The sequence below is a fragment of the Pantoea rodasii genome (assembly GCF_002095465.1).
Lineage (GTDB): Bacteria > Pseudomonadota > Gammaproteobacteria > Enterobacterales > Enterobacteriaceae > Pantoea > Pantoea rodasii.
In genome coordinates, this window is record NZ_MLFP01000002.1 from 96,227 (window position 1) to 115,662 (window position 19,436).

General features: G+C 56.6%; 17 protein-coding genes and 1 pseudogene. 11 read left to right on the top strand and 7 right to left on the bottom strand.

Annotated elements, in window-relative coordinates:
- The first annotated feature begins 138 nt into the window (after positions 1-138).
- The gene (locus tag HA45_RS02800; RefSeq protein ID WP_034830508.1) at positions 139-582 is read left to right on the top strand and encodes a YaiI/YqxD family protein; all 444 of its coding nucleotides are present in this window, start codon (positions 139-141) and stop codon (positions 580-582) included.
- Here the strand turns inward: HA45_RS02800 and HA45_RS02805 are convergent.
- Positions 583-1,286: pseudogene (locus HA45_RS02805) on the bottom strand (DUF2076 domain-containing protein).
- Positions 1,287-1,572: 286 nt separating this feature from the next.
- Between HA45_RS02805 and aroL the strand changes: the two are divergent.
- From aroL to ppnP, 7 genes are all read left to right on the top strand, one after another.
- Positions 1,573-2,097: a shikimate kinase AroL gene (gene aroL / locus HA45_RS02810; protein WP_100702229.1), complete on the top strand. Its 525-nt coding sequence runs from the start codon at positions 1,573-1,575 to the stop codon at positions 2,095-2,097.
- 110 nt (positions 2,098-2,207) lie between these two features.
- On the top strand, positions 2,208-2,399 hold the full coding sequence (locus HA45_RS02815) for a YaiA family protein (protein WP_100702230.1): 192 nt from the start codon (positions 2,208-2,210) through the stop codon (positions 2,397-2,399).
- 290 nt (positions 2,400-2,689) lie between these two features.
- On the top strand, positions 2,690-3,442 hold the full coding sequence (locus HA45_RS02820) for an IclR family transcriptional regulator (RefSeq protein WP_100702231.1): 753 nt from the start codon (positions 2,690-2,692) through the stop codon (positions 3,440-3,442).
- Positions 3,443-3,611: 169 nt separating this feature from the next.
- Positions 3,612-5,171, top strand: a complete 1,560-nt coding sequence (locus HA45_RS02825) for an OPT/YSL family transporter (RefSeq protein WP_100702232.1) — start codon at positions 3,612-3,614, stop codon at positions 5,169-5,171.
- Positions 5,172-5,186: 15 nt separating this feature from the next.
- Entirely contained in the window at positions 5,187-6,119 is a 933-nt protein-coding gene (locus HA45_RS02830) for a DUF1177 domain-containing protein (RefSeq protein WP_100702233.1), read from the top strand.
- 2 nt (positions 6,120-6,121) lie between these two features.
- Positions 6,122-6,799, top strand: coding sequence for an AroM family protein (locus HA45_RS02835; protein WP_100702714.1), 678 nt, complete (start codon positions 6,122-6,124; stop codon positions 6,797-6,799).
- A 105-nt stretch (positions 6,800-6,904) separates the two neighbouring features.
- Complete coding sequence (ppnP, locus tag HA45_RS02840; RefSeq protein ID WP_100702234.1) at positions 6,905-7,189, top strand: pyrimidine/purine nucleoside phosphorylase; 285 nt, start codon at positions 6,905-6,907, stop codon at positions 7,187-7,189.
- Between the two features lie 601 nt (positions 7,190-7,790).
- Here the strand turns inward: ppnP and rdgC are convergent.
- Positions 7,791-8,702 (bottom strand): recombination-associated protein RdgC, encoded by a 912-nt coding sequence (rdgC, locus tag HA45_RS02850; protein WP_100702235.1) that lies wholly within the window; start codon positions 8,700-8,702, stop codon positions 7,791-7,793.
- Between the two features lie 145 nt (positions 8,703-8,847).
- On the opposite strand from rdgC, the gene mak reads away from it, so the two are divergent.
- Positions 8,848-9,759, top strand: a complete 912-nt coding sequence (gene mak / locus HA45_RS02855) for a fructokinase (protein ID WP_100702236.1) — start codon at positions 8,848-8,850, stop codon at positions 9,757-9,759.
- Between the two features lie 64 nt (positions 9,760-9,823).
- Here the strand turns inward: mak and eat are convergent, their stop codons facing one another.
- A complete protein-coding gene (gene eat / locus HA45_RS02860) occupies positions 9,824-11,188 on the bottom strand; it encodes an ethanolamine permease (protein ID WP_100702237.1) in 1,365 nt (454 codons plus the stop codon).
- Positions 11,189-11,458: 270 nt separating this feature from the next.
- Between eat and HA45_RS02865 the strand changes: the two genes are divergently transcribed.
- Together HA45_RS02865 and qhpR are read left to right on the top strand one after the other, a co-directional pair.
- Entirely contained in the window at positions 11,459-12,463 is a 1,005-nt protein-coding gene (locus tag HA45_RS02865; protein WP_100702238.1) for a phosphotransferase enzyme family protein, read from the top strand.
- Between the two features lie 293 nt (positions 12,464-12,756).
- Entirely contained in the window at positions 12,757-13,818 is a 1,062-nt protein-coding gene (qhpR, locus tag HA45_RS02870) for an AraC-like transcriptional regulator QhpR (protein ID WP_100702239.1), read from the top strand.
- Here the strand turns inward: qhpR and HA45_RS02875 are convergent.
- From HA45_RS02875 to sbcD, 4 genes are all read right to left on the bottom strand, one after another.
- The gene (locus tag HA45_RS02875; RefSeq protein ID WP_100702240.1) at positions 13,778-14,197 is read right to left on the bottom strand and encodes a cell envelope integrity TolA C-terminal domain-containing protein; all 420 of its coding nucleotides are present in this window, start codon (positions 14,195-14,197) and stop codon (positions 13,778-13,780) included. The genes qhpR and HA45_RS02875 overlap by 41 nt on opposite strands.
- A gap of 194 nt (positions 14,198-14,391) precedes the next feature.
- The gene (locus HA45_RS02880) at positions 14,392-17,367 is read right to left on the bottom strand and encodes an SbcC/MukB-like Walker B domain-containing protein (protein WP_436404991.1); all 2,976 of its coding nucleotides are present in this window, start codon (positions 17,365-17,367) and stop codon (positions 14,392-14,394) included.
- Positions 17,364-18,068: an AAA family ATPase gene (locus HA45_RS29260; protein WP_436404992.1), complete on the bottom strand. Its 705-nt coding sequence runs from the start codon at positions 18,066-18,068 to the stop codon at positions 17,364-17,366. The genes HA45_RS02880 and HA45_RS29260 overlap by 4 nt, the downstream gene beginning before the upstream one ends.
- Positions 18,065-19,276, bottom strand: coding sequence for an exonuclease subunit SbcD (sbcD, locus tag HA45_RS02885; RefSeq protein WP_100702242.1), 1,212 nt, complete (start codon positions 19,274-19,276; stop codon positions 18,065-18,067). Before sbcD ends, HA45_RS29260 begins: the two co-directional genes overlap by 4 nt.
- Positions 19,277-19,436: the final 160 nt, after the last annotated feature.

Here is a 19,436-nt window from a genome sequence, read left to right on the forward strand (position 1 = left end):
TCTATCCTTTAAGTGTTCATTTTCTCGTGCGAGTTAGCTTACGACAGCTGTGCTGAATAACAAGCCGCGTAAAAATATTTGCCATTCTGACGCAAGCGGGCAAGATCGCCTGCAATTCTGTTCGAAAAAGGAAAACACATGTCGATTTGGGTTGATGCCGATGCCTGCCCCAATGTCATCAAAGAAGTGCTGTACCGTGCAGCCGAGCGCGCCAAAATCACCGTGACCTTTGTGGCCAATCAGCCACTGCGCGTGCCGCCATCGCCGTGGCTGAAAACGCTGCAGGTGGCGGCGGGATTTGACGTGGCTGATAACGAAATCGTTAAGCGTGTGCAACCGGGCGAGCTGGTGATCACCGGTGATATTCCGTTAGCGGCTGAAGTGCTGGAGAAGGGCGCAGCGGCGTTGAATCCGCGTGGTGAGCGCTACTCACCGGATACCATCCGTCAGCGCCTGACCATGCGTGACTTTATGGAAACGATGCGAGCGAGTGGCGTGCAGAGTGGCGGCCCGTCGGCGCTAAACCAACGTGACCGCCAGCTGTTTGCTAACGAACTGGATAAGTGGTTAAGACAGCGCTAATCAGACGAAGCTGTCGTCATCGTCATAATCACCGCCACCAAAATCGCTGAAGTCGTTGTTATCCGCCAGGCTGTTGTTGTCCCAGCTGGCATTGTCATTCAGGAAAGCGTTGTCGCTGTCATTGCCGTTGAAGGTATCGAGATTGTTATCCACCTGCGGCAGTGCCGGTTCGTTGATAATGTTGACGATTTCTTCCGGCTGGGAATGGTGGAACATGCTGGTCAGCATATCGGCCATCACCACGCCACCCGCCACACCCACGGCTGTCTGTAATGCACCACCGAGAAAACCGGTGCCACGGGCAGGCGGTGCCGCATACTGCTGCTGCTGCTGCGGGGCATATTGTTGTTGCGGCTGCTGCGGCGCGCTGTTCCATACCGGCTGTTGTTGCTGCGGTGCAGACTGACGTGAACCGCCGCCAAACAAACTCGACAGGAAACCGCCGCTGCTCTGCTGCGGGGCTTGCTGTTGCTGCTGAGCCTGCGCCAGACGATTTTCCAGATCGGTTACTTGTGCATTGAGTTTCTTCAACGCCGCTTCCTGAATCAGAATCGCCTGCGACATGTAATAAGGCGCACCGGCTGGTTCTGTAACTGCTGTTTGATCAGTTGCTCAGCACCGGCATCACGCGGTCCGCTCTGGTTTTCAGCCTGTTTCAGTCGGCTGAAAAGATTTTCGATTAACTGTTGTTCTTCATTTTGCATGGTGTGAACCTCCGATGATTCGTACCTCTTTATATGTGGGCAACGTGACAGAAAGTAAATCAATGGCCTGGTAAGGAAATGTTGCCCGCACTTACAAATTGGGTGATGCACGAAATGCGCATCATTTTATGATTATTAATCATATAGATAGTGATTTTCTGGTCGTAAATACGCGTAAATCGTGCTTCGCGGGTGGCTGATAAAATAAAATCCAGGTATCATGCGACGCAATATTGACCTGATGACCTTGCCCGTGCGGCATAAATACGGCGGAGGATGAGCCCGGATGTCATTACCCATCTATCTGATCGGCGCACGCGGTTGCGGTAAGACCACTATCGGCCAGGCGCTATCGCAGGCACTCGGCTATGCCTTTAGCGATACCGATCATTATCTGCAACTCACCACTCAGCGTTCCGTTGCGGAAATCGTGGCCTCCGAAGGCTGGGACAGCTTCCGCGCGCGCGAAACTGAATCACTGCGTGCCGTAACGGCCCCGGCCACGGTGATTGCCACCGGTGGCGGCATGGTATTGGCTGAGGTGAATCGTCGCTTTATGCGCGAGCATGGGCAGGTGATTTGGCTGAACGCGCCGTCGACGGTGTTGGCCGATCGTCTGGAACGCCAACCTGAAGCCGCACAGCGTCCAACGCTTACCGGCCGTCCGATTGCCGAAGAGATGAGCGATATTCTACGTGAGCGTGCGCATCTCTACCGTCAAACGGCACATCATGAAGTGAATGCCATGCAGGCGCCGGAACAGGTTGTAGACCAAATTCTCCAATCCCTTTCGCTCGCCCGCGCCAGCTAACGCCTTCAGATTTATCCCTCTTTTCAACCGCGATCCTCCATTGTCTATACTTACCTTCAGACAGGGGATCGCCGCTGTCTGTGTGGAAACCAGACATAAGAGGGAAATCTATGCCAACTAAACCACCCTATCCGCGAGAAGCACGCATCGTTGCCGTTGAGAAAGGCGCAGCGGACAATACCGTGACTTGGTATGAATTACGCGCCGACCATCCGAAGCCTGACTCATTGATCAGCGAGCACAAAACCGAAGCTGAAGCGCAGGATGCCAAAGAGCGTTACGAAGACGCTGATAAAGAGTAATTCTGGCGGGCAAGGACGCCTTTATAGTGTTAATGACTTACCGTTGTTAAATAGAAATTTTTCACCCTCGCAAAAAGGCTGTGAAGCCGGCCTAAATCTTTATCCTTTTCTGCCATCGTGGTTGATTGCCTGATAACGTCATTCTCTTTTTAGTTTGTGCCGTATTTTGTGCTGCGTGAAATCGGTGCAAATTTAGCCGGTTCAAAATTTGCACTTGACCCGATAAACGTAGCGAATTACTTTCATTGTATTGATATAGGAACTCAGTTCCACATAATGAAACTAATGCCATGACCACACTCGAAAACGCCGCTGCCGTACTCAAGCTTTTCCAGCGCTTTGGCGTGACGCAGGGCCATCCGGGCCTGACCTTCACCGAGGTGGTTGAGGCATTGGGATTGCCGAAAAGTACAGTTTCTCGCCTGCTGGCGACCATGGAAAGTGAAGGATTACTTGAGCGTGATCCTGACAGTCGCTGTTTCCAGATTGGTCGCGTGTTGCTTTCGGTAGCGGGGCATTACTTATCCACGCCGTTAGTGGATAGCGCCTCTGCGCCGATGGCACAGCTGGCTGCCAGTAGTGGCTGTATGGGCTACATCTCCGTGCTGGATGGCCATGACGTCCTGGTGATGCGTATGTATCACGGTCGTTTTTTCACCCAGTTAGTGACACCGCCAGGCTCGCGCGTTTCCCTTTCCGGTACTTCTACCGGGCGCGTGCTGTTGGCACAGTTGAGCGATGAGCAAGTGCGCGCGCGTTTTGCCGACAACTGGCAAGCCGCATCAGCGAACTCGCCGCTGAATATTGATGCACTCTGTGAAGAATTGGCGGTGATTCGCCAGCAGGGCTGGGCACTGGCACGCAATGAGACGTTGCCGGGCATCAGTTCACTGGCGGTAGCGGTTACCAATAAGCATCGCGGCGAAAGTGCCGCACTGTGTCTCTCGTTTCTTTCGCAAGAGGCGGCCCCGGGTTATCCGGAAGCGCTGCTCAGCGAACTGCGCTCTACGGCTGCATTGATGGCCGAGAAATACGGCGCATAACCTTATTTTCGATTTAAAGGCGTTTATTCGCGCCACACCAGGGAAATAGCAGGTCTTCGGACCTGCCTATTTCAAAAATCAGGGAACGATTTATTAAAAGCGTTGATGTCCCGCGTGTCGGGCATGAAACGTATTCGCGTTTTCTACAGGGTGAAAATACGGGGATAATATGCGTCAACATAATCCAATAAAGAGTTTTGGCGTGGGCTTAATGCTGGTTCTGCTATCCGTAGCGGGCGCTATCATCGGGGTTCAGCTTATTACCACCATTGGGGTCACACCCAATACTTCTATTATCGGTGCGCTGTTTGCCATGCTGCTGGCGCGCATTCCTCTGCAATGGTTCCGTCGCTATCGCTCAATTGAAGTCCAGAACCTTGCGCAAACTGCTATCTCTTCTGCCACCTTTGGCGCAGCAAACAGCCTGCTGATGCCGATTGCGGTGCCGTGGGCGCTGGGCGAGCCGCAGCTAGTGCTGCCGCTGTTTGTCGGCGTTAGCGCTGCGATGCTGCTGGATGCCTATCTGCTTTACCGCTTGTTCGATACACGTATTTTCCCGGCCAGCAATGCATGGCCGCCTGGCGTGGCGGCAGCGGAAGCGATCAAAGCCGGCGATAAAGGCGGCCGTCAGGCGTGGTTGCTGGTGGTGGGCATTGTCGGCGGTATCGTCGGTTCAATGCTGAAAATACCGATGTCGGCCTTTGGGACCGCGTTTATCGGCAATATTTGGGCGTTGAGCATGTTGGGTATTGGTTTTCTGTTGCGTGCTTATGCGCAACCGGTTGCTGGTATCGATATCAATGCGTTGTATATCCCACACGGCATGATGGTCGGTGCAGGATTGGTGGCGCTGATTCAAGTGGTGCAGGTGATTGTCAGCCGTCGCAACGATCAGCTGAATGTCAGCCGCAGTGACAGCGAAGTGAAGCGTTCACTCGGCTTCGGCACCGTGGGCTACATCATCATCTCAACGCTGCTGGCGCTGGCGGGCGGTTTGTGGAGCCAGATGGGCTTGCCGATGCTGGTGCTGTTTATCGTCTATGCCGCGTTCGCCGCCTTTGTGCATGAGCTGATTGTCGGCATCGCCGCGATGCACTCCGGCTGGTTCCCGGCATTTGCAGTGGCGCTGATTACGCTGATCCTCGGTATTCTGCTCGGCTTCCCGCCGCTGGCGCTCTGCCTGCTGTGTGGCTTTACCGCCGCAACAGGACCGGCCTTTGCCGACATGGGTTATGACCTGAAAGCGGGCTTCATTTTGCGCGGTAACGGTGCCGATATGCAGCAAGAGCTGTGGGGCCGTCGCATCCAGCTTATCGCCGCGATGATTGCCTTTGTGATTTGTATTCCAGTGGTGTGGTACGCGCACAACCTGTTCTTTGCCGAGAATCTGCTGCCGCCAGTGGCACGCGTTTATGCCAAAACCATTCAGGCCGGGGCTGAGCCAGGTATTGCCGGCAACCTGCTGATGTGGGCGATTCCGGGTGCCATTATTCAGTTTATCGGTGGGCCGAAGCGTCAGTTAGGCGTATTGCTGGCGACCGGTTTGTTAATCAACAACGCCGCAGCAGGTTGGGCGGTGATGGTGGGGATCGCACTGCGTATCCTGATCATTCGAGTGTGGGGCGAGCGTGGACGTTCACCGATGGAGGTGATGGCCGCAGGGTTTATTGCGGGCGACGCGCTGTACAGCTTCTTCCATTCTCTTTTTGCCAGTAGCACCAAGAAATAACCCAGGGAATTCAATATGAGTTTACAGCAGACACTGCAGGTTTTTGAGTTACTCGACAGCGCCTACGTGGATGGACAGCAGGTAGTGGATCTGTTTGCCAGCTATTCAGGCGTGACCGCCAGCTTCAAGCGCGTCACCGGCCCGAAAGGGCGCACTGATTTCGTGCGCATCGATATTCCGGGTTCGCATGGCAAGAGCAAAGGCGGCACTGCGCCCACGCTGGGCATTGTCGGTCGTTTAGGCGGCATCGGTGCCCGCCCGACGCGTATCGGTATGGTGTCGGATGCGGATGGCGCTGTAGCGGCAGTGAGCAGTGCGCTGAAACTGGCACAAATGCAGACCAAAGGCGATGTGCTAGCCGGTGATGTGATCATCACTACGCACATCTGCCCGGATGCGCCAACGCGTCCGCACGAGCCGGTGGATTTCATGGATTCGCCTTGCGATGACATCACCATGAATGACAACGAAGTGATTGACGGTGTTGACGCGATTCTCTCCATCGATACCACCAAGGGTAACCGCATTCTCAATCACAAAGGCTACGCGCTGTCGCCGACCGTGAAAGAGGGTTACATCCTGCGCGTATCAGAAGATCTGTTGCGCATTATGGAGATGACCAGCGGCCAGCCAGCGGTGACGTTCCCGATCACCACGCAGGACATCACGCCATATGGCAACGGTGTGTATCACCTCAACAGCATCCTGCAGCCTTCAACCGCCACCGATGTGCCAGTTGTTGGTGTAGCGATCTGCGCGGAATCGGTCGTGCCGGGTTGCGGCACCGGTGCCAGCCATGAAGTGGATATCGCGGCGACCGTGAAGTTTGCGGTGGAAGTGGCGAAAGAGTTTGGCCGTGAAACCTGCCAGTTCTATGACGCGCAAGAGTACGCTTTGCTGCTATCTTTGTATGGTAGTCTCAGTCACCTGCGTACGCGGAAAGCCTAATGATGAAACAGTCCCTGGTTACCTTAACGATTGGTCAATCCCCGCGTAGCGACATTCTGCCGCTGCTGCAGGATCATCTTCCCGAAGATCAGGTAGCTCACGCCGGTTTGCTCGACGGTTTGACGTTAGCCGAAGTGGAGCAGTTCTACTCGCCAGAAGCGGGCGAGAAGGTGCTGGTTTCACGTATGACCACTGGCGAGCAAGTACGCTTATCGGGACCGAAAGTTGAACAGGGACTGCAACGCAAAATCAATGCACTGGAAGAGCAGGGCTACGACACGATTTTGCTGCTGTGCACCGGTGAATTTGGCACGCTAAAAACACAATCCGCGCTGTTGCTGGAGCCGGATCGCATCATCCCACCGTTGGTAAAGGCCATCGTGCAAGAACATAAAGTGGGGATTGTGGTGCCGGTGGAAGAGCAAATCGCCGAGCAGGCCAACAAGTGGCGTCATCTGAACAGTGCACCTTGCTTTGCCGTTGCCAGCCCTTATCTGGCACAGCAGAATGATTTGATCGAAGCCGGTTTGTCATTGCAAGAGCAGGGCGCGGATGTGGTGGTGCTGGACTGCATTGGCTATCACCAGAAGCACCGGGATTTCCTGCAGAAAATGCTGGGCATTCCGGTGCTGCTATCCAATGTACTGGTGGCGAAGCTGGCGGCAGAATTAATCGTCTAGCTTAAGGCCGATCACAACTTGCGATCTGCGCCGCAAATTCGCGTGACAGATCAGCGAGTTCCCTTGTAATCTGCCAGACACCATAATGTGCTGTGAGGAAGTAACATGCTCAACGTAAGTGAGTATTTCGACGGAAAAGTGAAATCCATTGGTTTCGACAGCGTAACCATTGGCCGTGCCAGCGTTGGCGTGATGGCAGAAGGTGAATACACCTTCGGTACAGGACAGCCGGAAGAGATGACGGTGTTGAGCGGCGCACTGAAAGTGCTGCTGCCAGGTGAAACCGAGTGGAAATGGTACGAAGCGGGTTCCGTGTTTAACGTGCCCGGCAGCAGCGAATTCCACTTACAGGTTGCTGAGCCAACGTCTTATCTGTGCCGCTACTTGTAAACGCTGACTTTCAGCATGAGTCATCATTAAACCGGGAATGCTTTTAGCATTCCCGGTTTCTTTTTGGTCGTAGCATATACACGGGCGTGCGGGCCAGTGCACCTCTGCTGCTTCCGGGCCGTCCTCACGCCGCTTCGCGGTGCCTTCGGCTGCAACGTCGTGCCGGGCGGATCGTTCGGGTATGGCCATCCATGGCCGACCCGAACTGCCTGGCGCATCCATGCGCCACGCTCCTGGCACAACGTCTTCGCCTCAGCGCTGCGGATAGCCCTTGCAGCAGCAGAGGTGCTCTGGCCTTCACTATCGTGCCCATTTCAACAACTCGCACTGAAGCTTCAGAGCAGGCTGGTGCCGTTCAGGGGCTGGCAATCCGCAGCGCTGAACGTAATGAGGATGCCAGGAGAGCACGCATGGATGCGGGCGAAAGACGGGGCGGCACACGATGTGCCATCCCCGCCGGTCCGTCAGGCAGATGAATGAAGTGAAGGTACCGCGTTAGCGGCGCGAGGACCGCCAGCCCCTGAACGGCACCAGACTGCGTTATCACCCATCGCTAAACGGACAAGCACTACGCTACAGTGGGGTTTGATCAATAAAGGCTTCAGCGCTTGGCTTCGCCGCCTAACGCTTCCACCAGATTGCTGATCAACGCAGCCAGTTCGCCGGTCATCAAGGTGAAATCGGCATCAAAGCGCATGGCGAAATCTTCACGGTCAATGTCGTCATTCTGCTCACGCAACGTGTCGCTGAACTTCAGACGCTTGATCGATGCATCGTCGGCAATCACCAGCTGAATGCGCTCCTGCCAGTCCAGAGCCAGTTTGGTCACCACTTTGCCGGCTTCGATATGGGTGGCGATCTCATCGGAGATCAGATCCTGTTTCTTACAACGGATCACGCCGCCATCTTCCAGAATCGCTTTCAGCTCGGCTTCATCCATCAGAGTGAAACCGGCAGGCAATTCGCCCGAACGCACCCATTCGGTCAGCGTCAATTCAATCGGGGTTTCCAGCGTTAGCGGCACCACCGGCAGTGATCCGAGGCTCTTACGCAGCAGCGCTAAGGTATCTTCGGCTTTCTTGGCGCTGGCGCAATCGACGATGATCAGGTTGTTAACGGTGTCGATCCACATAAAAGTCTGGCTGAAACGGCTGAACGCACGTGGCAGCAGGCTATGCAGCACTTCATCTTTCAGTGAGTCTTTCTCGGTCTTTTTCAGCTTGCGGCTCTGTTCCGCTTCCAGTTTATCGATCTTCGCTTCCAGCGCTTGCTTCACCACCGGCGATGGCAGAATCTTCTGCTCGGTACGCGCGCAAATCACGATTTGGCCATTGATTTCATGCGTCAACGCTTCGCCGCGGTTGCCCATCGGTGACACCCAGCCGGTTTTCGCCATATCCTGACTGCCGCAAGGTGAAAACGTAAAGGCGTCGAGCTGTTTTTCCAGATCGTCTGCGGACAGCGGGATGTCACGATTCAGACGATAAACCATCATATTTTTAAACCACAACATCGGGATTCCTTACCGTGGGTGCGATCGGGCGCACAAGTCTCAAAGTCAGCGCGCATGATAGCGAAACATCGGATGGGTTTCATTGCCTTTCCCGATTCAGCCTTCTACTGTATCTGTCACCAGAACGAATAATGAGGAATAAATCGTGCGTATTGGGATTGATTTAGGCGGTACCAAGATTGAAGTGATTGCGCTCTCCGATCAGGGTCAAGAACTGTTCCGTCACCGCGTCAATACCCCGCGCGATGACTATGCTGCCACGGTGCAGGCGATTGTTGATTTAGTACTACTGGCAGAAGAGAAAACCGGCGAAAAGGGCACGGTCGGCATTGGCATTCCCGGCACGATTTCGCCGTACACTCAGCGAGTCAAAAACGCTAACTCCACCTGGCTCAACGGACAGCCGTTGGACAAGGATTTGGCGCAGGCGCTGAATCGTGACGTGCGCATCGCCAACGACGCGAATTGTTTGGCGGTTTCTGAGGCAGTAGATGGCGCTGGTGCCGGTAAACCGCTGGTGTTCGCGGTGATTATTGGCACCGGTTCGGGCGCGGGCGTAGCGATTGGTGGTGAGTCACGTATTGGCGGCAATGGTAATGCCGGCGAGTGGGGCCACAATCCGCTGCCGTGGATGGATGAAGATGAACTGCGCCATCGCGAAGAAGTGCCGTGCTATTGCGGTTTGCAGGGCTGCATTGAGACCTTTGTATCGGGCACGGGCTTTGCCATCGATTATCAACGTTTGAGCGGCAAAGCATTGAAGGGCGCGGAAATCATCAAGCTGATTGAGCAGCAGGATCCGGTGGCGGAATTGGCGATGAGCCGTTACGAAATGCGTTTAGCCAAATCACTGGCGCAAGTGGTGAATTTACTCGATCCGGATGTGATCGTGCTGGGCGGCGGCATGAGTAATAACGATCGTTTGTATCAGACGCTCCCCACGCTGATAAAACAGTGGGTGTTTGGTCGCGAGTGTGAAACGCCGGTGCTGAAAGCGGTGCACGGCGATTCGAGTGGCGTGCGCGGTGCGGCATGGCTGTGGCCGCTTAAATCGTAAAAAAGGTCGCCTCAATAGCAACCTTTGGACAGGGGCGCAGGTCTGCGCCCCTGCAATTTAGCCATTACTCACCCATCAACATCGCATCCTGCGGCGCATTTTGACGCTGGGTTTTGGTCGCCAGGAAGTAAATATATCCCACCACCATAATCCCCACGAACAGGCCGCCAATCACCGGGTTAAACCACAGCATGGCGATCAGACACACCAGTGACAGCACCAGCGCGATGCCTGGAATAAACGGATAGCCCGGCGCGCGGAAACTGCGCTCTAAATCCGGTGCCGTGCGGCGCAGTTTAAACAGGCTCAGCATACTCATCAGGTACATCACAATGGCACCAAACACCGCCATGGTGATCATCGCGGCCGTCAGCGTCATGCCCTGCAGATTGATCAGACCATCACTGTAGATTGCCGCGATACCAATCACGCCACCGGCAATAATGGCGCGGTGCGGCGTCTGGAAGCGTGACAGTTTCGCCAGACCCTGCGGCAGATAACCGGCGCGCGCCAGGGCGAAGAATTGACGTGAATAACCAAGGATAATGCCGTGGAAGCTGGCAATCAGGCCGAACAAACCGATCCACACCAGCATATGCATCCAGTTTGAATGCTCGCCGACAATCATTTTCATCGCCTGCGGCAGCGGATCGTTAATGTCGGACAGTTTACGCCAGTCGCCTGCGCCGCCGGCCAGCAGCATCACGCCAATCGCCAGTACCACCAGCGTTAAAATACCGGTGATGTAAGCCTTGGGAATGGTGCGTTTCGGATCTTTGGCCTCTTCGGCGGCCATGGCGGCGCCTTCAATGGCGAGGAAGAACCAGATGGCAAATGGAATGGCGGCGAAGATACCGGAAAGAGCCGGCATGCCGAAGTGATCGCTTCCCGCCCAGCCGTTAGCGGCAAAGTTAGCGATACTGAAGCCCGGCGAGACCACGCCCATAAACACCAGCAGTTCCAGCACCGCCAGCACTGTCACCACCAGTTCAAACATCGCCGCCAGTTTCACGCCGAGAATGTTGAGGGTCATAAACACCAGATACGCGCCGACGGCGGCGGTTTTCGGGTTGAGATCGGGATATTGCACGTTGAGATAGGCACCGATCGCCATGGCAATCGCCGGCGGGGCAAACACAAACTCAATCAGCGTCGCCAGACCGGCAATTAAACCGCCGGTTTCACCAAAGGCGCGGCGGCTGTAAGCAAACGGACCACCGGCGTGTGGAATGGCGGTAGTCAGTTCGGTAAAGCTAAAAATGAAGCAGGTGTACATGGTGGCGATCAACGCGGTGGTGATCAGAAACCCCAACGTGCCCGCCACGCCCCAGCCATAACTCCAGCCAAAATACTCCCCGGAAATTACCAGTCCAACCGCGATACCCCACAAATGCAGAGTGCCCAGCGTGGGTTTGAGCTTACTCGTCATAATCGTCTCCCCGTCGTGATTGTTGTGCGGCGGCTGCACCGCGCTGTTTTGTTCTATGCACTACAGTGAAGTGATAATGCCGCCGCCCGCTGCGGGAAAACTTGACGTGGGCGCAGTGAGTTTTGTCCTCCACGGTCAACTCTGAGGCAAGAAAAGTGCCAACTGCACGCTGCGGTCAACTTTGGGTTATCTGCGGTCAAGCAGTCAGGACGACGTCATCCCATGCTGATAACACTTGCTTCCCTAAAGATTGATGCTGGAGACAGATGAATGAGCGCCAAACAATCCGATACCCTGACCGATGCGGAAATGACTTTACTGGCACAGCAGGCGCTGGCCTGTTATCCCGGGCCCTTGCAGGGCGAACTGAAGCTGTTATGTCGTTCGGAGAACGCGACTTTTCTGCTGCTGGCGGGTGGCAAGCGTTATGCGCTGCGCCTGCATCGCCCTGACTATCACAGCAAAGCCGATATACAGAGCGAGCTGCTGTGGCTGGACGCGCTGCGCGAGATTGGCATCATGGTTCCGCAGGCCATTCCGGCCCTCGATGGTGAAACGGTGTTGTCGCTGAATATGCCGGAAGGCGGGGTTCGTCACGCGGTGTTGTTCCACTGGATCGAGGGGGAGATGCCGACCACCGATGTCGATCCCAAAGCCTTCCAGCAGTTGGGGCACATCACCGCGCGCCTGCATCAGCACAGCCGTAGCTGGCAAAAACCGGCTGGCTTCCAGCGCATTATTTGGGATCATCACACCATGGTCAGCGATCGCAGCCACTGGGGCCGTTGGCAGGATGCGCCGAATCTCAATCCGGCCGATCATGGGATTGTTGCCGAGGCCGTGGCGCGTGTTGGCCATGAGCTACAGAGCTTTGGCAAAGGTGCGGATCGTTATGGATTGATCCACGCCGATCTGCGCCTCACCAATTTGCTGCAGCACCAGGGTGAAACCCGGGTGATCGATTTTGATGATTGCGGCATGGGTTGGTATTTGCACGATCTGGCGGCGGCGATCAGTTTTGTCGAACATCATCCTCGTGCCGCCGAGTGGGTGGATAACTGGATTCAGGGCTATGAGCGCGTGGCGCACATCAGCGATCAGGAGATGGCGTTGGTGCCGACGCTGCTGATTCAACGCCGCATTCAGATGACGGCGTGGATGGGTACCCATGCGGACACCGAGATGGCGCTGAGCCTGGGACCGCGCTGGGCCGATCACTCCGTGCGTCTGTGCCGTCGCTATCTGGAGACCAACCAGCTGCCGGTCGGGGTTTGAGTTGCACCAGTAGCGAGCAGCACTGCGTCGTAGCGGCGCAATGTATTGCGCAACGACGTAAATGCACCCCACATAGCGCAATAAACTGCGCCGCTACGGATATTTACAGAGAGCGATAGCGGCGCAACGGAATGCCACCGGACCCTTGGGCCGCATGTGCATCAAAGCGCATGCCAGGGAATACTCCCGAACCTGGCCGGGTCGTCATGGATGACGGCTTCTCGGTACGTCATGGTACGAATCTTGCTGCATCCCTCCATTAGATTCACTCGCGCGATCCTTGAGAGGTTCCGATGCAATCACTGATGACTCCTTCTGAAGCGTACAGCTCGCTCGCAGCCCAGGCCAATAACCGTGGCGTGCTGGCGGCGGCGGCAACCGGCTTAAGCACTTTTATCACCGACAAAGGCGGCGATGTTGATCGTATTTTTGGCATCAGCGGCATCGATTCTGAGCTACTGGCCAGCCCGACGCTCAGCCTTGGCCTGGTCAACTATTGCCGTGTGATGGAAGAAGCGGCGCGCCACTCTGGTTTTGATAACTTCGGTTTGCACTACGGCAAGCAGTTCAAACCGCAGTCATTAGGGCTGATTGGCTATATCGGGCTCTGTTCGCCCACTTTGGAGCAGGCTCTGCACAATGTGGTGAATGCTTTTCCCTGGCATCAGCACGATACGTTGACGCGTCTGGTCGACAAAGGCGACTGCTGGCGGCTGGATTATCAGGTGCGGCACGGGGCAATCCTCTCGCGTCGGCAGGATGCAGAACTGACGCTCGGGATGTTCCTGAATCTGATTCGTCACGTGGCGGGCAAAAACTGGGCGCCGCGCGAGGTGCACTTTGAGCATCCACGCCCGGAGCAGTGGCACGAGCACTGCAAAGTGTTTGATGCGCCCGTGTGGTTCGAGCAACCCTTTAACTCGTTGTTGATCGCTAAACGGGATCTGCAACGCACGATGCCAGAACAGGACCCGATGCTGCTGATGGTGATGCAGGATGCCATCCGCCGCCTGAACAGTAGCGCTTCACTGCAAAGTGTGGTGGAGCAGGCGCGTTCGCAGGTCAATTTGTCGTTGATGCAGGGCGAACCGGTGCTGGAAGAGATTGCGGATAAAATGGGCCTGTCGAGCTGGTCGCTGCAACGGCGGCTGCGCGAAGAGGGCATCAGCTTCACCGCGCTGGTGGATAAAGTGCGTTGCGAAATGGCCACGCACTACCTGCAACAGAAGCAATTGCCGATCTCGGAGATGGCGCTGCTGCTGGGCTATTCCGAAGTCAGTGCCTTTTCACGCGCTTTCCGGCGCTGGTTTGGCATCAGCCCGCGTCAGTGGCGCCAGGATGGGCTGGTGAGCTAGCCTGATGCGGCGCGAAGCCGAACCACGCAGGCTGGGTACGATCCGGCGGCGGCGGTAATCCTTTCGACTGACCAATCAACTGCCAGGCGCGCAGGCACAGGGTTTCATCACCTTGTGTCTGCGTGACCGCATAGCGCCCGCTGTTTTGCCACTCCAGCCGCACCATGCATTGTTGTCCCGCGTAATGTCCCGCATCGGAAAATTGCCGGTTGAGCTGGTGCTGCATTTCATCAGCCCATTTGCAGGATGCACTGCCGGGTTCACTTTGCAGTTGGCATAGGTTTGTGATGTTTTCCGTAGGATGCGATGGAGCCTGCTGGCAGGCGCTGAGCAGGGTGCTCAACAACAACGTGCCAACAGCGCGGCGAAATACGTTCATCAATTTGCCCGGATTTGCAAAACATGGTGGCCAGTGTACTGAACAGTAAAGGGATTGCTATGGCATTTCTCTGACTCTGATTAGATCCAGGCTTTTTCGCAGAACCGCTCGCACGTGACACAGCCTAATAGGCAGGGGCGACCGGAAAGCCGCACCCTGCGAAAGCAGGCCCAGTTTTATGGCAAGGCGAAAGATTATTCCCCCGGCAACTCCAGCTTGCTGTAACCCAATCCATTCATTTTACGCACTCTGATCTGTACCGGGATGCGCTCTTTCATGGCCTCAACGTGGCTGATCACGCCGATGGTTTTACCGCTGGCGTTCAATGCGTCGAGGGCATCCAGCGCGGTGTCGAGCGTTTCGGCATCCAGCGTGCCGAAGCCTTCATCGAGGAACAGCGATTCAATGCGCGTTTTGTGGCTGACCAGATCCGACAACGCCAGCGCCAGCGCAAGGCTGACGAGGAAACTTTCGCCGCCGGACAACGTGCGGGTATCGCGCGTGGCATCGGCCTGCCAGGTATCGACCACTTCCAGCTCCAGCTCATCCGTCACGCGGCGCTGCAGTAAATAGCGTCCGTGCAGGCGATCCAGCTGACGGTTCGCCAGCCACACCAGATGATCGAGCGTCAATCCCTGGGCGAAGCGGCGGAACTTGTCACCTTTGGCTGAACCGATTAAATCATTCAGGCGGCCCAGTTGCGTCAGCTGCACTTCATCATCGGCAATCTGCGCCAGTAACGACTGTTGCTGCTGACGCTGTTGGGCATCGCTGTGCAATTGCTGCTGCGCTTCACCCTGCTGCCGGGCCGTGTCGCGCAGTGCCACGCGCAGAGATTCGAGCCGTTCGGCGATACCGGCGGCGATTTCATCGCTGAGATCGGCGGGGCGCAGTTGCTGATGCGCGGTCACACGCTGCGTGAGCTGTTGGCGCAGGGTGATCTGCTGCTGGCGCTGCTGCTCCAGGGTTTGCAGGCGCTGGCGCAGAAGCAGAATTTCTTGTTCATCCAATAGTGCGCTGCGCAGTGCGTTTTCATCGGCGAAGTCACTGTGTTGCAACGCACTGTTAAACGCCGCTTCCGCAGCCTGCATGCGCAGATGCATCGCCTGCAGTTGGCTATCGATCTGCTCACACTGGCCGTTAAGGCTGTGCAGCTGGCTCTGCGCCTGCTGCCACTGTTGCAGCTGCTGTGCCAGCGCCTGTTCGCACTGTTGCAGCGCGGCCTGTTGCTGCTGACGCGCGGCGGTAACCTGACGTTCGCCAAACAGCTGTTGGCGCTGCTGCTGCTGTTCTGCATGCTGCTGCTGCAAGGTATTCAACGTGCGCTGTAGCGCCTCCAGCTGCTGCTGCTCACGCGTGAGATTGTTTTGCAGGCTGCTGCGCTCGCTGTCGACCTTGGCCAGCTGCGGTTGTAGCTCGGTCAGCAATCGCTCACTCTGCTGCCACGCCTGCCAGCGCTGCTGTAACGTCATCAGCCAGCTGGCACGGGCATCGCGCTCAGGTAAGGTAAACTGGTGTGCCGCGAGTTGCTGTTCCAGCTGTTGCGCCAACTGCTGCCAGCCACTGCGCTCAAGGGTTTCGCGCTGGTTAAGTTCATCCAGCGTATGCTGCAGGTTGCTGAGTTGCTGCTGCGCCAGCTGTTGAGCGCTTAACTGCTGCTGCAACTGCTGTTGCTGTAACAGATGCGCCTCTTTGGCCTGTTGCAGCGTCCGCGCCGTGTTGTCACGCTGCTGCAGTTGCTGTTGTTGCGTGGCTTCCTGCGCATCTTGTTGCTGTTGCCAGGTTGCAAAGGCTTCCTGCTGCTCCAGCGTGCAGGTAAGTGCCAGCTCACCGCTGAGACCTTGCCACTGCTCGCGGGCAGCGGCGAGTTGCTGTTCGAACTCAGTGATCTCCAGTTGCAGCATCTGCTGTTGTTGCAGCGAAAGCTTTTGCTGCTCACCTTTCGCGGTGCCCGACTCTTTGAGCTTGCTGACCAGCGCTTCCTGCGCCGCCAGCCGCTGCTGGTTTTCGCCCGGCTGTAACTGCTGATACTGCGCGATCGCCGGGTGCTGGCAGGATCCGCACAGCGGGCAGGGCTGATCGGGTTGTAATCGGGTGCGTTCATCCGCTAACTGCGCAATGGTGCGCTCCAGCTCGCAAATTTTGCGGATATCCAGCAGTGCCTGATGCTCGCGCTTGTAGTCGTCGCGAAGTGCCTGCAAAGCGCGTTCATCTTGTTGATGCTGCTGTTGTAACTGGGTGAGCTTCTGCTGTCGTTGCTGAAGTTGGGGTTGTAATGATTGCCAGCGTGCTGCCAGCAGGCTGAGCTGGTGGCGTGCCGCTCGCTGATGTTGATGCTGGGCCAGTGCCTCACGCAGCGTGGTGCTGCTGGTGTCGGCTTCGAGCGTAGTCAGTGCCTGCTCCGCTTGTTGACGATGCTGGCTGGCGTGCGTCTCGGCTTGTTGCAAAGGTTGCAACGCCTGCTCACTTTGCGCAATGGCCTGCTGCTGCTGTTTTAACTGTGCGTTTTGCTGCTGCTGCTGTGCACTGAGCTGTGCCAGCGACTGCTCGCGTTCATCAAAACGGGCGATATCCGCCTGCCAGCGCGTCAGTTCCGGGCCCCAGTGCGCCACCGCGGCTTCACGGCTACGAAAGGCCTGCTGCTCAGCCATTTGCTGTTGTAAGCGTTCACTCGCTTGCTGATGCTGATTCAGCGCGCTTTCACTCTGCTGCACCACCTGTGACTGCTGCGCCTGCAGACGCTGTTGCTCGGTTAACTGCTGCGCACTGCTGGCCAGTTGTTGATCGAGCGGAATCACCTGTTCCGTCAGCAAGGTTTCCAGCTGTTGCTGGTCGGCGAGCGCCTGTTCACGCGCCTGCTGTGCCGCCTGATAGTGTTTTTCGCCCTGTTGCAGCGCAGTCTGCGCGTGCTGCTGCTGTGCATGTCGCTGCTGTGACTGCTGTGTCTGTGCCCGTTGATCCTGTTGTAACTGCTCGCGCTGTTGCAGTTTTTCACGCAGCTTTTCGGCGGGCTCCGCGCGTGCCAGCCGCTGACGATCGCTTTCCGCTTGCTGCCACGCCTGTTCAGCCTGCTGGCTGGCTTGTTCGGCTTGCTGTTGCTCCTGCGCCAACTGCTGGGATTGCGTCAACCACTGCTGCTGCTGCTGAGTCAGCGCAAACTGCTCGCTCAACGTTTTTCCTGTGCGGCTAAGTCCTCAAGCTGCTGCGTCAGTTCTGCGCGACGCACTTCATCCAATAACAGCATGCCGCCCGCGCGGGCACGCAGCGTCTCCAGTTCACCGCGTGCGGTGCGCCAGCGCTCGAAAATCTGCATTGAGATTTGGCCGTAGATCTCTGTGCCGGTGAGTTCTTCCAGCAGTTCGGCGCGCTCGCCCGGTTTGGCGTTGAGAAAGGCAGCGAACTGGCCCTGAGACAGCATCATTGAACGAGTGAAACGGTCAAAATCGAGACCCGAAAGCGTTTCAATCGCCTTGAGCTTGTCACCGACTTTGTCAGCCACAATCTGGTTATCGGCCACGCGCGCCAGTTCCACGCGCGGTGCCTGCAATTTCCCATCGGCCTGGCCGCGTGCGCGGTTCTGACTCCAGAAGGCGCGCCAGGCCTCACCTTTGACTTCAAACTCGACTTCGGCCAGGCACTCAGCGGTATCGCGCGTAATCAGTTCGTTTTGCGTCTGCGACAGCACGCCGAGGCGCGGTGTCTGGTGATAGAGCGCCAGACAGATGGCATCCAATAGCGTGGTTTTACCCGCGCCGGTTGCGCCGGTAATGGCAAATAAGCCGTTGCTGGCAAAGGGCTCGCGGCGGAAATCGATATACCATTCTCCGCGCAGCGCGTTGAGATTCTTAAAGCGTAACGTCAGAATTTTCATGCGGACGGGTTCTCCAGCGCGGCGAGGGTGGTGCGAAATAGCTGGGTCAGCTGCTCGGCCTGCCCGGCATCCAACTGATCTTCCTGCGCCAGCCGACGGGCAAATACCTCTTCGACTTTGAGTTCGCTCAGGGTTTCGTTGTCCATGCGTGCCAGACTGCGCTGCCGCTGTTCACGGCTGCGGCGCACCAGCAGCACTTCTACCGGCAAGGTTTCAGTCAGTTGCTCTACGCGGCGCTGCAAATCACTCAGGTACTCTTGCGTGGTGATTTCAATGTCGAGCCATACCGGCTGCTCGCTGTCACCTTCGCTGAATTGGCTCAGCTGCTGCTCGATCTCGGCCATCGAACCTTTCAACATCTGCATCGCCTGGAACAGCGGGATCGGCAGCGCTGTGACGCCATCCAGTTGAGCGCCGAACTCCAGCAGGAACACGCTTTTTTCACGGCCCAGCTCGTCAAAACTGAGCGGGATCGGCGATCCGCTGTAGCGAATATGGTCGCTGTCGGCAATACGCTGCGCCCGGTGAATATGGCCCAGGGCGATGTAATCTGCGGCAGGAAAAGCCTGTGCCGGGAAGGCATCCAGCGTGCCGATGTAAATATCGCGCACCGAGTCACTCTTTGTTACCCCAACCGTGGTGAGGTGCCCGGTGGCGATAATCGGCAGTGCGCGATCGCCACGCTCGGCCAGCGCGGCGGCGTAGCATTGTTGATAGTGCTGCTCAATGGCTTCCAGCAGCGATATCTGTTTCTCGCGTCCCGATTGTCCCGCCTGACTGCGCAGAATATCGCGTGGGCGCAGATAGGGAATCGCGCACAGCAGCGCGCCCGGCGTGCCGTCACGCTGTTGCAGCGTCAGCACCTGCTGCTCCCCCTGCGGCGTGGCGCTGGTGATCACCCGCGTATTTAAACAGGCGAGTAACTCGCGTGATTCGTTCAGGGTAGCGACGGAATCGTGGTTGCCGGCCAGCACAATCAGCTGGCACTGCGTCGGTTGCAGCGCCACCACAAAGCGGTTAAACATTTCGCGCGCATAGCTTGGCGGCGAACCGGTATCAAACAGGTCACCGGCGATGATTAACGCATCCACTTGATGCTGGGCAATTTGAGCCAGCAACCAGTCAAGAAAGGCCTGATGTTCGGCCGCTCGACTCTTGCTGTAAAAGAACTGACCAAGATGCCAATCCGCGGTGTGAATGATACGCATGAAAACTCCCTGCTTCGTTAAGCGAGCGCGAATTATAACTGCTTCAGATCGCAAAGAAAAAAAGCGATAATCGTTGTCACATTTCTGTTTTTTAACTATTTATCATAGGTCGGGTTTTTCATAAAAGTGTCATAAAACTGACGCATAATGGCGCCGCAAA

Excerpts from the sequence above, each read along its gene's own strand:
- HA45_RS02830 (WP_100702233.1), top strand. The coding sequence starts at position 5,187 with ATGAGTTTACAGCAGACACTGCAGGTTTTTGAGTTACTCGACAGCGCC.
- sbcD (WP_100702242.1), bottom strand. The coding sequence starts at position 19,276 with ATGCGTATCATTCACACCGCGGATTGGCATCTTGGTCAGTTCTTTTAC.
- HA45_RS02800 (WP_034830508.1), top strand. The coding sequence starts at position 139 with ATGTCGATTTGGGTTGATGCCGATGCCTGCCCCAATGTCATCAAAGAA.
- HA45_RS02815 (WP_100702230.1), top strand. The coding sequence starts at position 2,208 with ATGCCAACTAAACCACCCTATCCGCGAGAAGCACGCATCGTTGCCGTT.
- eat (WP_100702237.1), bottom strand. The coding sequence starts at position 11,188 with ATGACGAGTAAGCTCAAACCCACGCTGGGCACTCTGCATTTGTGGGGT.
- HA45_RS02825 (WP_100702232.1), top strand. The coding sequence starts at position 3,612 with ATGCGTCAACATAATCCAATAAAGAGTTTTGGCGTGGGCTTAATGCTG.
- aroL (WP_100702229.1), top strand. The coding sequence starts at position 1,573 with ATGTCATTACCCATCTATCTGATCGGCGCACGCGGTTGCGGTAAGACC.
- rdgC (WP_100702235.1), bottom strand. The coding sequence starts at position 8,702 with ATGTTGTGGTTTAAAAATATGATGGTTTATCGTCTGAATCGTGACATC.
- HA45_RS02865 (WP_100702238.1), top strand. The coding sequence starts at position 11,459 with ATGAGCGCCAAACAATCCGATACCCTGACCGATGCGGAAATGACTTTA.
- HA45_RS02820 (WP_100702231.1), top strand. The coding sequence starts at position 2,690 with ATGACCACACTCGAAAACGCCGCTGCCGTACTCAAGCTTTTCCAGCGC.
- HA45_RS02835 (WP_100702714.1), top strand. The coding sequence starts at position 6,122 with ATGAAACAGTCCCTGGTTACCTTAACGATTGGTCAATCCCCGCGTAGC.
- HA45_RS29260 (WP_436404992.1), bottom strand. The coding sequence starts at position 18,068 with ATGAAAATTCTGACGTTACGCTTTAAGAATCTCAACGCGCTGCGCGGA.
- HA45_RS02875 (WP_100702240.1), bottom strand. The coding sequence starts at position 14,197 with ATGAACGTATTTCGCCGCGCTGTTGGCACGTTGTTGTTGAGCACCCTG.
- qhpR (WP_100702239.1), top strand. The coding sequence starts at position 12,757 with ATGCAATCACTGATGACTCCTTCTGAAGCGTACAGCTCGCTCGCAGCC.
- ppnP (WP_100702234.1), top strand. The coding sequence starts at position 6,905 with ATGCTCAACGTAAGTGAGTATTTCGACGGAAAAGTGAAATCCATTGGT.